At 71.4% G+C, this 15,129-nt stretch carries 13 protein-coding genes; 4 read left to right on the top strand and 9 right to left on the bottom strand.

From position 1 onward, the window contains the following. Window positions 1-74: 74 nt before the first annotated feature. Complete coding sequence (locus OG948_RS49555) at window positions 75-509, bottom strand: RidA family protein (RefSeq protein ID WP_331771625.1); 435 nt, start codon at window positions 507-509, stop codon at window positions 75-77. Between the two features lie 769 nt (window positions 510-1,278). Between OG948_RS49555 and OG948_RS49550 the strand changes: the two genes are divergently transcribed. Next, window positions 1,279-1,956 (top strand): transglycosylase family protein, encoded by a 678-nt coding sequence (locus OG948_RS49550; RefSeq protein WP_406300690.1) that lies wholly within the window; start codon window positions 1,279-1,281, stop codon window positions 1,954-1,956. A 143-nt stretch (window positions 1,957-2,099) separates the two neighbouring features. Here OG948_RS49550 and OG948_RS49545 read toward each other — a convergent pair whose 3' ends face one another. The 3 genes from OG948_RS49545 to OG948_RS49535 form a co-directional block, all read right to left on the bottom strand. Beyond that, window positions 2,100-2,885, bottom strand: a complete 786-nt coding sequence (locus OG948_RS49545) for a 3-oxoacyl-ACP reductase (protein ID WP_331771623.1) — start codon at window positions 2,883-2,885, stop codon at window positions 2,100-2,102. Window positions 2,886-3,119: 234 nt separating this feature from the next. Beyond that, window positions 3,120-4,526, bottom strand: coding sequence for an aldehyde dehydrogenase family protein (locus OG948_RS49540; protein WP_331771622.1), 1,407 nt, complete (start codon window positions 4,524-4,526; stop codon window positions 3,120-3,122). A gap of 11 nt (window positions 4,527-4,537) precedes the next feature. After that, a complete protein-coding gene (locus tag OG948_RS49535; protein WP_331771621.1) occupies window positions 4,538-5,905 on the bottom strand; it encodes a glutamine synthetase family protein in 1,368 nt (455 codons plus the stop codon). An 83-nt stretch (window positions 5,906-5,988) separates the two neighbouring features. On the opposite strand from OG948_RS49535, the gene OG948_RS49530 reads away from it, so the two are divergent. From OG948_RS49530 to OG948_RS49520, 3 genes are all read left to right on the top strand, one after another. Then, window positions 5,989-6,732, top strand: coding sequence for an FCD domain-containing protein (locus tag OG948_RS49530; protein WP_331771620.1), 744 nt, complete (start codon window positions 5,989-5,991; stop codon window positions 6,730-6,732). Between the two features lie 177 nt (window positions 6,733-6,909). Then, window positions 6,910-8,361, top strand: a complete 1,452-nt coding sequence (gene eat / locus OG948_RS49525) for an ethanolamine permease (RefSeq protein WP_406300907.1) — start codon at window positions 6,910-6,912, stop codon at window positions 8,359-8,361. Window positions 8,362-8,418: 57 nt separating this feature from the next. Beyond that, window positions 8,419-9,147, top strand: a complete 729-nt coding sequence (locus tag OG948_RS49520) for a gamma-glutamyl-gamma-aminobutyrate hydrolase family protein (protein WP_331771618.1) — start codon at window positions 8,419-8,421, stop codon at window positions 9,145-9,147. Window positions 9,148-9,209: 62 nt separating this feature from the next. Here OG948_RS49520 and hypE read toward each other — a convergent pair whose 3' ends face one another. Genes hypE through hypB form a run of 5 tightly spaced genes read right to left on the bottom strand, consistent with a single transcriptional unit; the run spans window position 9,210 to window position 15,124 of the window. After that, window positions 9,210-10,313, bottom strand: a complete 1,104-nt coding sequence (gene hypE / locus OG948_RS49515; RefSeq protein ID WP_406300906.1) for a hydrogenase expression/formation protein HypE — start codon at window positions 10,311-10,313, stop codon at window positions 9,210-9,212. A 43-nt stretch (window positions 10,314-10,356) separates the two neighbouring features. Continuing rightward, window positions 10,357-11,484, bottom strand: coding sequence for a hydrogenase formation protein HypD (hypD, locus tag OG948_RS49510; protein ID WP_331771617.1), 1,128 nt, complete (start codon window positions 11,482-11,484; stop codon window positions 10,357-10,359). Then, a complete protein-coding gene (locus OG948_RS49505) occupies window positions 11,481-11,828 on the bottom strand; it encodes a HypC/HybG/HupF family hydrogenase formation chaperone (protein WP_331771616.1) in 348 nt (115 codons plus the stop codon). Before OG948_RS49505 ends, hypD begins: the two co-directional genes overlap by 4 nt. A gap of 60 nt (window positions 11,829-11,888) precedes the next feature. Continuing rightward, a complete protein-coding gene (gene hypF / locus OG948_RS49500; protein ID WP_331771615.1) occupies window positions 11,889-14,249 on the bottom strand; it encodes a carbamoyltransferase HypF in 2,361 nt (786 codons plus the stop codon). Next, a complete protein-coding gene (hypB, locus tag OG948_RS49495) occupies window positions 14,246-15,124 on the bottom strand; it encodes a hydrogenase nickel incorporation protein HypB (protein WP_331771614.1) in 879 nt (292 codons plus the stop codon). Before hypB ends, hypF begins: the two co-directional genes overlap by 4 nt. Window positions 15,125-15,129: the final 5 nt, after the last annotated feature.

The following is a 15,129-nucleotide window of genomic DNA, read 5'->3' as shown; positions in this document are numbered from 1 at the left end:
CCCCAGGTCGCCGAGCGGCGTCGAAATGTCGCGCCGATCCTAGCCGCCGGGGCGCACGGAAATACCGAACTCCGTTATGCGGAAGGGAAGTCGCCGCTACGGGGTGGGCACAGCAAGGCGAGCGCCTCGACCTCCAGGAGCAGTTCGGGCCGGAACAACGCGGCCACCTGGACCGTCGAACTGGCCGGTTCGTGCTCGGGATCGACGAACTCGTCCCAGGCCGCGCCGATGCTCGTCAAGTACGCGATATCGGTGGTGAAATGGGTGAGTTTGACGACGTCGTCGAACGTCGCGCCCACCGCCGCGAGACACCGCCGCAGATTCGTGAACACCTGCCGCGCCTGGGCGTCCGGATCCCCCACACCGACCGTTTCGCCGCGTTCATCCGTCGCCACCTGCCCGGAGATGACGACCAGCCGACCGGGACCGGTCACCACCTGGCTGTAGCCCTGCGCGGGCGATACGCCCACGGGCGAGGAGATACGCGTGAGCCGCCGGTTCTTCGTCATGGCGACATCCTGACCCGCCGAAAGCCATGGCACCAACGCATGTTGCGCAGGGCACCCATGCTCGATCCGCATGTCTCGACGTCACCAGCGAACCCCATCCGCCGACCATTCGCCGGGTGAGGCGTGGGAATCCCGATATGCGGCACACCCTCAATTACTATTATGCGATCCGTCTCGGTGATTTCTCCTCTCGGCCATGCGCACGAAACGCCGATCGCGCGCGAAGGGTACCGGGTGCGGGGAACATCACCCGGAAACGTCGAGGCCCCCGCGCCGGGAAATCTTTGCGGAACCCGTCGAGGTTTATGACGTCTTCCGCATTGCTCGACGTGCCACAAGTCCTTTCTCGACGAAATCGCTGCTCGGGCCCGATCGGTGGCCGCAAATGCGAGCCCGTCGACCTTGCGGAGCATCCGCACAGCACCCGAAATCCACCCGTATGGACGCCCTCCGAATGGTGCGGATGCGGCGAATTCAGCGATCCGTGACGTGTTCGCGACACGCCCCGCCGCAAGGCAGGAAATGCCGACGTGGCCTGCGAAAACGTCATCGGTCGTTGATATCGGAGACGCGACTTGTCTAGCGTCTGCGCCAAGTGCAGACCGCACCCCCGTTTTCGCCGTGCTGTCACGGCCGAACTCGCGACCTGGTCGCGAGGTGGAGGCACCGAAACGCTCATCACCAGCGATCGGGCGATTCGGTTGATCGGGACGGATTCCTCGTGGATCGCCGCCGATCGAGCCCCGCAGGGGAATTCCGAAGGGAATCCATGCTTTCTCACAGCACTTCGCATCGGGACGAATCGCATCGAGCCTGCGGCCGACGTCGCCTGCGAGACTCGGCCGTGGTCGGTGTTGTCGCGACCTCCCTCCTGGGCTTCGCGACGGTGACCCAGGCCCGGGCCGCGGACGACGCCGCCTGGGACCGGGTCGCGCAATGCGAGAGCGGCGGCAACTGGTCCACCGACACCGGCAACGGGTACCACGGTGGGCTGCAGTTCAAGGAGAGCACGTGGAAAGCCAACGGCGGCAAGGGCAGGGCGCAGGACGCCCCCAAGGCCGAGCAGATCCGCGTCGCCGAGAACGTCCTGCGGTCACAGGGAGCGGGCGCCTGGCCGGTGTGCTCCCGAAAAGCCGGCTTGACCGGGGCCGACGCGCCTCGACGCGCCGAACGCTCCACGGCCGATCGCCGCCGGCGTGCCGCCGAGGCCACGCCGTCGGCCGGGTCGACCACCGATCGCGGAAGCGAACTCGCCACTTCCCCCGAGCCGCTCCCGGCGTCCGAGGGCAGCGGGGAGATTCTCGTCCGGCCCGGCGACACCCTCAGCGGCATCGCCGCGGCGCACAACCTGCCGGGCGGCTGGCCGGCCCTGTACGGCAAGAATCGCGCGATCGTGGGCCCGGACCCGGACCTGATCCGCCCCGGACAACGCCTGTCGCTCCGCTGAACCCGCCACACCGCCACACCGCCGACCCGTCGCGCAGGGGTAGCGCGACGGATCGGCGGCGGTGGACCCGCGATCACGGCGGCGTGTACCGGACCGCGGGCGCTCGGGCGTGGTCGAGACGGCGTCGCCGACCCCGACGACGCCTACATCGGGGTGACGTACGCCCCGGCGAGGCCACCGTCCACCAGGAACTCGGCGGCGTTGACGAACGACGAGTCGTCGCTGGCCAGGAACGCCACCGCGGCGGCGAGTTCCTCGGGTTCGGCGAAGCGGCCGACCGGGATGTGCACGAGTCGACGGGCCGCGCGCTCGGGGTCCTTGGCGAACAGCTCCTTGAGCAGCGGGGTGTTCACCGGGCCCGGGCACAGCGCGTTGACCCGGATGCCCTCACGGGCGAACTGCACGCCCAACTCCCGCGACATCGCGAGCACGCCGCCCTTGGACGCGGTGTAGGAGATCTGCGAGGTGGCCGCGCCCATCCGGGCCACGAACGACGCGGTGTTGATGATCGAACCCTTGCCCTGGCGCTGCATGTACGGCAACGCGGCCTTGCAGCACAGGAACACCGACGTGAGGTTGACCTCCTGGACCCGGCGCCAGGCATCCAGGCCGGTGGTCAGGATCGAATCGTCGTCGGGCGGCGAGATGCCCGCGTTGTTGAACGCGACGTCGACCGAGCCGTAGGTGTCGAACGCGGCCTTGAACAGGGCCTCGACCTGCTCGGCGTCGGTGACGTCGACGCGCACGAAGAGCCCGCCCACCTCGGCGGCGGCGGCCTTGCCGGAGGCCTCGTCGATGTCGGCGCACACCACGTTGGCGCCTTCGGAGGCCAGCCGCCGGGCCGAGGCCAGGCCGATACCGCTGCCGGCACCCGTAACGACGGCGGTACGGCCGACCAGGCGGCGGCACACGGGGGTCTGCTCGGTCACTTGACGCTCCTCGATGCTGATGAGGTCGATACCGACGGACTCGGTGTCGACGAAATCGGTGTCGGTGAATCGGTGTCGGTGAATTCGGTGTCCGGAAATCGACGTGCTACGACATCGATACCCCCGATGACCCCGGAGCCGACGGACCACTCGGTCGAACCGCTCGATGCCGACGGGCACGTACGACTCGGTGCCGAACGGCACTCACCACTGTTCGGTGCCGAACGGCACTTGCTACTCGGTGCTGATGAACACGTTCTTGACCTCGGTGAAGGCCGCCAACGCGTCCGGCCCCAACTCCCGGCCCAGTCCGGACTGTCCGAACCCGCCGAACGGCGTCGAATAGCGCACGCTGCTGTGCGAGTTGACGGACAGGTTCCCGGCCCGCACACCCCGCGAGACGCGCAGCGCCCGGCCCACGTCCCGGGTCCACAACGAGCCGGACAGGCCGTACGCGGTGGCGTTGGCCAGGCGGATCGCGTCCGCCTCGTCGTCGAACGGCAGGACCACCGCGACCGGGCCGAAGATCTCCTCGACCGCCGCGCGGTCGTCGGCGGACTCGGGAGTGAGCACCGTCGCCGGATACCAGAAGCCCTTGCCCTCGGGAACCTCGCCGCGGATCGCGGCGGGCGCGTCCTGCGGTACATACGAGCGCACCCGCTCGCGATGCGCGGCGGAGATGAGCGGACCCATCTGCGTCTCGGGGTCGCCCGGGTCGCCGACCCTGAAGGCCCGGACCGCGGGTTCGAGCAGGTCCATGAACCGGTGGTAGACCTCGCGCTGCACCAGGATGCGGGTGCGTGCGCAGCAGTCCTGCCCGGTGTTGTCCAGGAACCCGCCCGGGGCGGCTGCCGCGGCGGCCTCGATGTCGGCGTCGGCGAAGACGATGTTCGGGCTCTTGCCACCCAGTTCGAGGGTCACCCGCTTCACGCCCGCCGCGCACCTGGCCATGATGTCCTTGCCGACCGCCGTGGAGCCGGTGAAGACCACCTTGGCCACGCCCGGGTGCTCCACCAGGGCCCGGCCGGCCACCGGTCCGGCACCCGGCAACACCTGGAACAGGCCCTCGGGCAACCCCGCGACCAGGGCCAGTTCGGCCAGCCGCAGAGCGGTCAGCGGCGTGGTCTCGGCCGGCTTGAGCAACACCGCGTTGCCGGCCGCGAGCGCGGGCGCCAGGCCCCAGGCGGCGATCGGCATCGGGAAGTTCCAGGGAGCGATCACCGCGACCACGCCGAGTGGTTCGTGGAAGGTCACGTCCAGGCCGCCGGCCACCGGGATCTGTCGGCCGTTCAGCCGTTCCGCGCCGCCCGCGGCGTAGTCGAGCAGGTCGCGGACGTTGCCCGCCTCCCAGCGGGCGTTGCCGATCGGGTGGCCGGCCTCGCGGACCTCGAGCCGGGCGAGTTCCTCGAGGTGCTCGTCCACCACGACGGCGAATCGGCGCAGCAGCCGGGCCCGGTCGCCGGGGGCCTGGGCCGCCCAGTGCGCGGCGGCCCGGGTGGCCCGGACCACCGCCGTGTCGACGTCGGCCGCCGAACTCGCCCGGATGGTCGCGATGATCTCCTCGGTGGTGGGGTCGAGGATGGCGTGCTCGTGCGGACCGTCCGACTCGGGCCGGTGCGGCTGTTCGTGGTGCTGGGACAACGCTCTGATCCTCACATGCGCTCGAAGGAGCGGAACCGCTCCCAGTCGGTGACTGCCGTGTCGTACGCGTCCTGCTCGACCTGCGCCATGTGCAGGTAGTGGGCCACCACGTCCGCGCCGAAGGCGTCCTGGGCGATCTTCGAACCGGCCCACAGCTCGGCGGCCTCGCGCAGCGTGCCGGGCACGTGCGGCGCGTCGCCGGCGTACGCGTTGCCCGTGCACGCCTCGCCCGGTTCGAGCTCGTGCTCGATCCCGTACAGACCGGCCGCGATCATGCCGGCGACCGCGAGGTAGGGGTTCACGTCGCCGCCGGGGAGGCGGTTCTCGAAGCGGTGCGAGTGCCCGTGGCCGACCACCCGCAGCGCGCAGGTACGGTTGTCCGGACCCCACGCGACCGCGGTGGGCGCGAACGAGCCGGGCCGAAAACGTTTGTACGAGTTGATGTTGGGCGCGTACAGCAGGGTGAACTCGCGCATCGCGGCCAGTTGTCCGGCCAGGAAATGCCGCATCGTCCTCGACATCCCGTACGCGCCGTCGTCGTCGGCCAGTACCGGCCGACCGTCGGTGTCGCGCAGGGACAGGTGGATGTGGCACGAGTTGCCCTCGCGCTCGTCGTACTTGGCCATGAAGGTGAGCGACATGCCCTCCTGCGCGGCGATCTCCTTGGCCCCGGTCTTGTAGACGCTGTGCTGGTCGCACGTGGTCAGCGCGTGGTCGTAGCGGAAGGCGATCTCGTGCTGGCCGAAGTTGCACTCGCCCTTGGCCGACTCCACCGTCATCCCGGCCGCGCCCATCTCGTTGCGGATGCGGCGCAGCAGCGGTTCGACCCGGCCGGTGCCCAGGATCGAGTAGTCGACGTTGTATTGGTTGGCCGGTGTCATGCCGCGGTACGCGCGGTCCCAGCCGGCCTCATAGGTGTCCTTGAAGACGATGAACTCGAGTTCGGTGCCCGCGTGCGCGGTCCAGCCGTGCTCGGCGAGTCGGTCGAGTTGGCGGCGCAGGATCTGTCGCGGCGACGCCGCGACCGGCGAGCCGTCGTGCCACAGCAGGTCCGCGTTGACGTGTGCGGTGCCCGGGTGCCACGGCGTGCGACGCAGGGTGGCCAGGTCGGGACGCATCACGAAGTCACCGTAGCCGCGTTCCCAGGACGACATCGCGTACCCGGCCACGGTGTTCATGTCCGTGTCCACCGCGAGCAGGTAGTTGCAGCCCTCGGTGCCGTGGGCGAGCGTGTCGTCGAGGAAGAAACGGGCGGCGAATCGCTTGCCCTGAAGCCTGCCCTGCATGTCGGTGAAGGCCAGGACTACCGTGTCGATCTCCCCGGCGTCGACGAGTGCTCGCAGCTCGTCGACGGACAGCGGGGGCGTTCGGTCTGCCAAGGGAATGCCTCCTGTCGGTCCAACCGGAAGCCATAAGGTATGGCCGTGAACCATTGATTGGGAAGAGCCGGAGGGGAGGGATCGTGAACGAGCGATCCGAAGCGGAGCCCAAGGACGGGCTGTCGCCGCTGCTGCGGCCGGTGCGCGCGGGCAACGGTTTCGAGGAGGCGTTGGAACAGATCCTCCAGGTGATCCGGCTGGGACTGGTCTCCGACGGCGGCCGGCTGCCCGCCGAACGCGACCTCGCCGACCGGCTCGGGGTCAGCCGGGTCACCTTGCGCGAAGTGCTCAAGGTGCTGGCCGACCAGGGCATCGTGGAGAGCCGCCGGGGCCGCTACGGCGGCACCTTCGTGCGCGAGCGCCCGAACCCGGTGGGCGACGCTTCGGCCGCCGAGCTGCGGCGCCGGATCGCGAAGGTGGACGTGGAGGACACGCTGCGCTTTCGCGAGGTGCTGGAGGTGGGCGCGGCCGGGCTGTGCGCGGCGCAGGGCCTGGATCAGGCGCAGGCCGCGCGATTGCGGGCGGCGCTGGCCCACACCCGGGACGCGCCGCTGGCGGAGTACCGGCGGCGGGACACGTTGCTGCATCTGACGCTGGCCCAGTTGTGCGGCTCGCCGACCCTGGCCGGCCAGTACGCGGCGGTCCGGGCCACGGTGAACGACCTGCTGGACTGCATCCCGTTGCTGGTGCGCAACCTGGAGCACTCGCAGCACCAGCACACCGCGCTGGTCGAGGCGATCCTGGACGGCGACCCGGACGCCGCGGCCGAGGTGATGCGCGAGCACTGTGCGGGAACCGCCGCACTGCTGCGCGGATTTCTGGCCTGAGCCGCCCGCGCCGGCGACCCGCGACGGGCCCTCGGCCGGCCCGAGCGCGAACGCGGGCCCGAAAAGACATCCGCCCGGAAACCTTGCGCCGTGTCGACCCGAGGAGCAAAGGTATGCGATCGAACCAATAATTCTCCCTCCCCTCCCTCCCGTCAGGAGTGGCTCGTGGTCGACGACATCCAAGCGCGCACGAAGCAGGGCAGCGGCGGCGCGTCCGCCGAGGCGGAGAACTACCTGGAGAAGCGGGCGCTGCGCCGCGGCAGCGCGGGCTGGCTCCTGCTCACCGGTCTGGGTGTGGCGTACGTCGTCTCCGGCGACTTCTCCGGCTGGAACTTCGGCCTGGCCGAGGCCGGCTTCGGCGGCCTGGCGATCGCCGCCGCCCTGATGGGCCTGATGTACACGTGCATGGTGTTCTCGCTGGCCGAACTGTCCTCGATCCTGCCCGCCGCCGGCGGCGGCTACGGTTTCGCCCGCCGCGCGCTCGGCACCTGGGGCGGCTTCCTGACCGGCACCGCGATCCTGATCGAGTACGTGCTGGCGCCCGCCGCGATCGTCATCTTCATCGGCGACTACGTCGAGTCCCTGAACCTGTTCGGCCTGACCTCGTCCTGGCCGGTCTACCTCGCCTGTTTCGTCGTCTTCATCGGCATCCACCTGTGGGGCGTCGGCGAGGCGCTGCGGTTCAGCTTCGTGGTCACCGGGATAGCGGTGGCCGCGCTGCTGATCTTCGCGGTCGGCGCGTTCACCGAGTTCGACGCCGGCGGGCTCAACGACATCCCGGTCGACCACGACGCGCTCGGCGCCAATTCCTGGCTTCCGTTCGGCCTGCTCGGCATCTGGTCCGCGTTCCCGTTCGGGATGTGGTTCTTCCTGGGCGTGGAGGGGGTGCCACTGGCCGCCGAGGAGACCAAGGACCCGGCCCGCACGCTGCCCAGGGCGATGAGCCTGTCGATCGGCGTGCTGCTGCTCCTGGCCGTGCTCACCTTCCTGGCCGCGACCGGCGCGCACGGCTCCGGTGCGGTCCAGGAGGCGGGCAACCCGCTGGTGACCGCGCTCCAGGGCGACGGCGACCCGACCCCGCTGAGCCGCTTCGTGAACTACGCGGGCCTGGCCGGACTGGTCGCCTCGTTCTTCTCGCTGATCTACGCCGGGTCCCGGCAGTTGTTCGCGCTGTCCCGGGCCGGCTACCTGCCCCGCTTCCTGTCCCTGACCAGCCGACGCAAGGCCCCCTATCTCGGCCTGCTGGTGCCCGGCGCGCTGGGCTTCGCACTGGCCGCGTGGAGCGGGGACGGCGCTCGGATGCTGAACATCGCGGTGTTCGGCGCGACCATCTCCTACGCGCTGATGTCGCTGTCGCACATCGTGCTGCGCCGCCGCGAGCCCGACCTGCCCCGGCCGTACCGCACCCCCGGTGGCGTCGCCACCTCCTCGGTGGCGTTCGTGCTGGCCTGCTCGGCGCTGGCGGCGACATTCCTGGTGGACAAGCGGGCGGCGTTCATCGCGCTGGGCGTCTACGCCGTCGCACTCGCCTACTTCGCCTTCTACAGCCGGCATCATCTGGTGGCGAACGCCCCCGAGGAGGAATTCGCCGCACTGGCCGCGGCCGAGGCCGAACTCGGCCGGGACTGACCCCACCGCCCTCCACCCGCACCGACGCCGCGACACCGAGGAGCCGAGCGACCCCCCATGCCCAAGCCACTGATCGGTATCAGCACCTACCACGAGGAATCCGTGCGATGGGGGGTGTGGCACCTGCCCGCCGTGCTGCTCCCCCTGGACTACCCGACCCACATCCAACGTGCCGGCGGCCTGGCCGTGATGTTGCCGCCCGACGTCGCGGAGTCCGCCGCCGAGACGGTGGCTCGGGTGGACGCGGTGGTGATCGCGGGTGGTCCGGACGTACGGTCCACCCGCTACGGCGCCGAGCCCCATCCGCGCACCGGTCCGCCGAACGAGGCCCGGGACGTGTGGGAGAGCGCGTTGATCGAGGCCGCGCTGGCCTCGAACACGCCACTCCTGGCGATCTGTCGCGGCATGCAACTGCTGAACGTGGTGCTGGGCGGCACCCTGTTCCAGCACCTGCCGGACGTGGTCGGCCACGACGGGCACACCGGCCCGCCCGGCCGGCTCTCCGCGCATGTCGTCGAGCCGATCCCGGGCACGCTGTTCGCCTCGCTCGGGGCCGAACCGTACGAGGTACCCACCTACCACCACCAGGGCGTGGAGCGACTCGGTCGCGGCCTGGTGCCCGGTGCCCGGGCCGAGGACGGCATCGTCGAGGCGGTGGAACTCCCGGGCGACACCTTCGTCCTGGGCGTCCAGTGGCATCCCGAGTCCGGGCTGGACGACCGGGTGGCCCGCGCCCTGATCGCCGCCGCCCGCCGGCCCCGCCCGGTCCCGACCCCGGCCGCCTGAGGTCCGCGCGCGACGGCCGCGTCGCATCCGAGCCGGCCGTCGCGCGCGCGTGGTGCCGGCACTCAACAGATCCGGGGCAGTTGCTCGCCGATCGGCATGTCCAACACCCGCGTTCCGCCCAATCCGGTACGTGCCACCACCATCCCCGGATGGGCCTCGACGCACTCGCCGATCACCGCCGCCCCCGCACCCAACGGATGCGCCCGCATCGCCGCGAGCACCGCGTCGGCGTGCTCGCGGGGCACAAAGGCGACCAGCTTGCCCTCGTTGGCCACATACAGCGGATCCAGGCCCAGGATCGCGCACGCGTTGGCCACCTGGGGCGGCACCGGGACGTCGCGTTCGGCGATCTCCACACCGACCCGGGCCGCCGCGGCGATCTCGTTGAGCGCCGCGCCCAGGCCGCCTCGGGTGGGATCGCGGAGCACGTGCAGGTCCGGGGTGACCGCCAGCATGGCCTCGACCAGCCCGCCCAGCGCGGCGCAGTCGCTGCTGATCTCGACGTCGAATTCCAGGCCCTCGCGCACGCTCATCACGGCCACCCCGTGGACGCCGATGTCGCCGCTGACGATCACCACGTCGCCCGGGGCGGCGCGCTGCGGGCGCAGATCGACGCCGGCCGGGACCAGGCCGATCCCGGCGGTATTGAGGTAGATGCCGTCCCCGTGCCCGGCCTCGACCACCTTGGTGTCGCCGGTGGCGATCTCGACTCCGGCGGCTCGGGCCGCGTCGCCGAGCGCCTGGGCGACCCGGGCGACGACCGCCGTCTCGACGCCCTCCTCCAGGATGAACCCGACGGACAGATAGGCCGCCTTGGCGCCGCTCATGGCCAGGTCGTTGACCGTCCCGTTGACCGCGAGTTCGCCGATGCTCCCGCCGGGGAAGAACAGCGGACGGACCACGAACGAGTCGGTGGAGAAGGCCAGTCGGGCTCCGCCGAGGGTGACCACCGCGGAATCGGTGAGCGCCGCGAGCAGGGGTCCGCCGAACGCGGGCGCGAAGACGTGCTCGACGAGTTCGGCGGACAGCGCGCCGCCGCCGCCGTGCCCGGTCACGATCCGCGGATGGTCGCGCAACGGGGCCGGACAGGTCCACCCGGAGAAGTCCGGCGCGGCAGGCGCGGCAGGCGGGGCAGGCGGGGCAGGCGGGGCAGGCGCATCGGGCACCGCGGCCGGGGCGGACCCGGTGACCGGGGCGAGGTCGGTGAGCTCAGACAACGGGGGTCGCCTCCCGGGGCGCGGTGCCGGCGGCGTCGAGCCGGCGGTAGAGGTAGTAGGCGGCGCACGCGCCCTCGCTGGAGACCATCGTGGCGCCGAGCGGATTACGCGGGGTGCAGGTGGTGCCGAACGCCGCGCACTCGTTGGGCTTGAGCAGGCCCTGCAACACCTCGCCGCTGCGACACTCGGCCGGTTCCACGGTGTCGATCCCGGTCACGTCGAAGCGGTACTCGGCGTCGTGGTCGCGATAGCGCGAGGACAACCGCCAACCGCTGTCCGGGATCACCCCGATGCCGCGCCAGGCCCGGTCGGTCACCTCGAACACGTCGGCCAGCATGGCCTTCGCAGCGGGGTTGCCCTGCGCCCGCACCGCCCGGGCGTACGCGTTGTCCACCGTGTGCTCGCCCCGCTCGAGTTGGTGGACCGTACGCCGGATGCCCTCCAGGATGTCCAACGGCTCGAATCCGGTGACCACGATCGGCACCCGATACCGCTCGGCCAACTCCGGGTACTCCTCCACACCCATCACGCTGCACACGTGACCGGCCGCCAGGAAGCCCTGCACCCGGCAGTCGGGCGAATTCATGATCGCCTCGATCGCCGGCGGCACCCGCACGTGCGACACCAGCAGGCTGAAGTTGCGAATGCCCAGCCGCCTGGCCTGATACACCGTCATCGCGTTGGGCGGCGCGGTGGTCTCGAAGCCGATGCCGAAGAACACCACCTCGCGGTCGGGGTTGTCCCGGGCGATCGCGAGCGCGTCCAGCGGCGAGTAGACCACCCGCACGTCGCCGCCCTCGCCGCGCACCCGGAACAGGTCGCGATCGGTACCCGGCACCCGCAACATGTCGCCGAACGAGCAGAAGATCACCCCCGGGCGGGCCGCGATGGCCAGCGCCTTGTCGATCACCTCGAGCGGCGTCACGCACACCGGACAGCCCGGCCCGTGGATCAACTCCACCTCGGGGGGCAGCAGTTGGTCGATGCCGTGCCGGATGATGGTGTGCGTCTGCCCGCCGCAGACCTCCATGATCGACCACGGCCGGGTCACCGTGGCCCGGATCCCGTCCAGCAGTCGGCGACCGACCTCCGGATTGCTGAATTCCTCCAGGTACTTCACCGCCGGACCTCCTTCGCCACACCACCGGGAATCGGGTCGGGAACAACCACCGGCTCGGGCCGGACGAACTCCCCCGACGCCGCGCCGGCCGCCTCCCAGGGATCGCCGAACTCCTCCTGGAGCAGCCCCATCTCGTCGAACAGGGCAAGCGTGCGCAGGGCCGACTCCTCGTCCAGTCGTTGCAGCGCGAAGCCCACGTGCACGATGGCGTACTCGCCCACCCTCAGGTCGGGGACGTACTCCAGGCACACCTCCTTGACCACGCCGCCGAAATCGACGAGGCCCATCCGGGTTCCGTCCCGTTCCTCGATCTTCGTCACTCTGCCGGGCACCGCCAGGCACATCGGTCTCTCCTCGTCATCCGACAACGACCGCGGTCCACTCGTGGGTATGCGGGCGCCCGCTTACCGGCCGTCCGTCTCGCTCGGCACCCGCCGACTCGCCCCGACCAGCACCTGACCCAGCGCCAGCCCGCCGTCGTTCGGCGGCACCAGGCGATGCCGCAGCACGGTGAAGTCCCGCGCGCGCAGCGCCCGTCCGCAGGACGAGGACAGGATCGCGTTGGCGAACACGCCGCCGGTGAGCGCGACCGGCGTCGGCCCGTACCGCTCCCGCGTGTGCTCGGCCACCGCGACCACCAGGTCGACGACCGCGTGGTGAAAGCGCGCCGCGAGCAGTTCCGGGTCGCAACCGGCGCGCAGATCGGCGATCGCCGCCGCGAACACCGGGCCCGGGTCGGCGATCAGCGGATCGCCCGCACCGTCCCCCGGAAGCAGCGCGAAGGTGTACCCGGGTACCGGGCCGGGCCGCCGAACGGCCGCGCCCTCCAACTCGATCGCCGCCTGCGCCTCGTAGCCGGCCACGTGGCAGACGCCGATCAGCGACGCGAACGCGTCGAAGAGCCGGCCCATGCTGGAAGTGGGCACGCAGTTCAGGTCGCGTTCGAGTTGGCGCGCCAGCACCCGGCGTTCCTCGTCGGATCCGGCCCGCACACACGGCAGATCGTCCGCCCACTCGATCCCGGCGGCGTGCAGGTGCGCCAGCGCCATCCGGTACGGCCGGGCCACCGCGGCGTCGCCACCGGCCAGCGGCGCGTAGCGCAGGTGCGCCACCCGCTGGAAGCCGGCGTAGTCCGCGAGCAGGAACTCACCGCCCCACACCGCGCCGTCGTCCCCGTAGCCGGTCCCGTCGAAGGCGACGCCCAACACCGGCGCGGCGCCGTCCGCGCCGTGTTCGGCCATCGCGGCGGCGATGTGCGCGTGATGGTGCTGGACCAGCCGCACCGGCCGCCGGGCCGCGGTGCGCCGGGCCCAGCCGGTGGACCGATAGCCCGGATGGCGATCGGCGACCAGCACGTCGGGACGCACGCCGGTGATCGCGCCCAGGTGCCCGACCGCGTGCTCGAACGCACGTTGCGTGCCCAGATCGTCCATGTCGCCGACATGCCCGGACAACCACGCTTCGCGGCCCTCGGCCAGGGCGAACGTGTTCTTCAGGTCCCCGCCGACCGCGAGCGTCGCGGGCACCGCCACCGGCAGCCGGATCGGCAGCGGGGCCCAGCCCCGGGAGCGCCGGACGAACAGGGGTTCGCCGTCCACGACCCGCACCACCGAGTCGTCCAGCGGCACCCGGATCGGTCGGTCGTGGGTGAGCCAGCCGTCCGCGAGCGGCGCGAGCCGGGTCAGCGCCTCGGCGTCGTCGGTCACGATCGGCTCGCCGGCCGCGTTGCCGCTGGTGAGCACGAGCAGGCGCGGCCCGAGCCGGTCGTCGAGCAGCCCCAGGAGCAGGTGGTGCACAGGCGTGTACGGCAACATGAAGCCCAGGTCGGGGCAGCGCGGCGCGATCGCCTCCGGCAGCGCGGCCCGGGCCGCGCTACGACGCCGGAGCAGCACGATCGGCCGGGCCGCGCCGGTGAGCAACTCCCGTTCCGCGTCCGTGATCGCGGCGTACGGCTCGATCTCGGCGAGGGTGCGGGCCAGCAACGCGAAGGGTTTGTCGCCGCGCCCCTTGCGCTCGCGCAGCCGCGACACCGCGTCCTGGTCGGCCGCGTCGCAGGCCAGGTGGTACCCGCCGATGCCCTTGACCGCCAGGATCGCCCCCTCGGCGAGCATCCGGCGGGCCTCGTCCAGGGTGCCGAAGCCGATCGGCGCCCCGTCGGCGTCGACCAGGGACAACCGGGGGCCGCAGGCGTGGCACGCGATGGGTTGCGCGTGGAAGCGCCGATCGCCGGGATCGCCGTACTCCCGGGCGCAGTCCGGGCACATCGGGAAGTCGGCCATCGTGGTGTGCGCCCGGTCGTAGGGCAGCGCGGTGACGATGGTGAAGCGCGGACCGCAGTCGGTGCACGTGATGAACGGGTGCAGGTGCCGGCGATCCGCGGGGTCCTCGAGTTCGGCCAGACAGCGATCACACGTGGCGACATCCGGTGGGATCCGGGTACGGTGCGCGGCGCCCGGCTCGGGCGGCACGGACGCCACGATGGTGAACCCGGTGTCGCCGCCGATCGCGAGGTCCTCGTGGGTGATCGACTCGACCGAGGCCAGCGCCGGCGCGTCCGTGTCGATCCGCCGGCAGAACGCGGCCACCTCGGCGGACCTGCCCTCGACCTCGACGAGTACGCCGGCACCGGTGTTGGTGACATGTCCGGCCAGGCCCAACTCGGTGGCCAGCGTGTAGACGAACGGCCGAAAGCCCACCCCCTGTACGGTGCCGCGCACGATGATCCGACGCCGCTGCGCGACCTCGGGCGGTCGGCCGGTGGTCAAGACGACTCCCGCACCGGAACCGGCCGCGGGTCGATCCCGTGCGTGTGGACATGGGCACGTACACCCTCGTGCACGTGGACATGGGCCTGCCCGGGCTCGTGCGGGTGAGCGTGCCGGTGCCCGTGAGCGGACTCGTCCTCCGACTCGCTCCCGGGCGGTCCGTGCACGTGGCCGTGCCCGTCGGCCGCGTGCCGCGCCATCACCGGCGTGTGCACCGCCGCACCGTCGAGCACCGCGACCGCGCGCGTCAACAGGTCGCCCACACCGCGACCGGTCCTGGCCGAGGTGAACAACACCTCGACCCCGGGGTTCACCTGCCGGACGTTGGCCAGGAAGGCGCCCTCGTCGAACTCCACCGCCTCGGCGAGGTCGATCTTGGTCACCACCACCAGGTTCGCCAGGCCGAACGCGGACGGATACTTGAGCGGCTTGTCCTCCCCCTCGGTGACCGACGCGAGCGCGACCCGCAGGCTCTCGCCCAGGTCGTAGGAGGCCGGGCAGACCAGATTGCCGACGTTCTCCACGAACAGCAGCCGCGTCTTCGCCGGCAACCAGCCGGCGAGTTGTCGACGCAACATCGCCGCTTCCAGGTGGCACAACCCGTCGGTGAGAATCTGCTTGACCGGCGCGCCGGCCCGGGCCAAGCGGGTCGCGTCGTTGTCGGTGGCCAGGTCGGCGGTCAACGCCGCCACCGACACCCCGCGTTCGCCGGCCAGCCGCAGTTCGGCCTCCAGCAGGGCGGTCTTGCCGCTGCCGGGACTGGACAGCAGGTTGACCGCGATCACCCCGCGCGCGGCCAGTTCGGCGCGTAGGTCGCTCGCGCCGCGATCGTTGTGAGCGAGCACTGCCTGCCGCAACTCGTCGACTCGGCACATGACGG

This window comes from Embleya sp. NBC_00888, assembly GCF_045207655.1.
In the GTDB taxonomy this organism is placed as follows: Bacteria; Actinomycetota; Actinomycetes; order Streptomycetales; family Streptomycetaceae; genus Embleya.
Note: the sequence above shows the minus strand (reverse complement) of the source record. Positions and strands in the feature narration are given on the sequence as shown.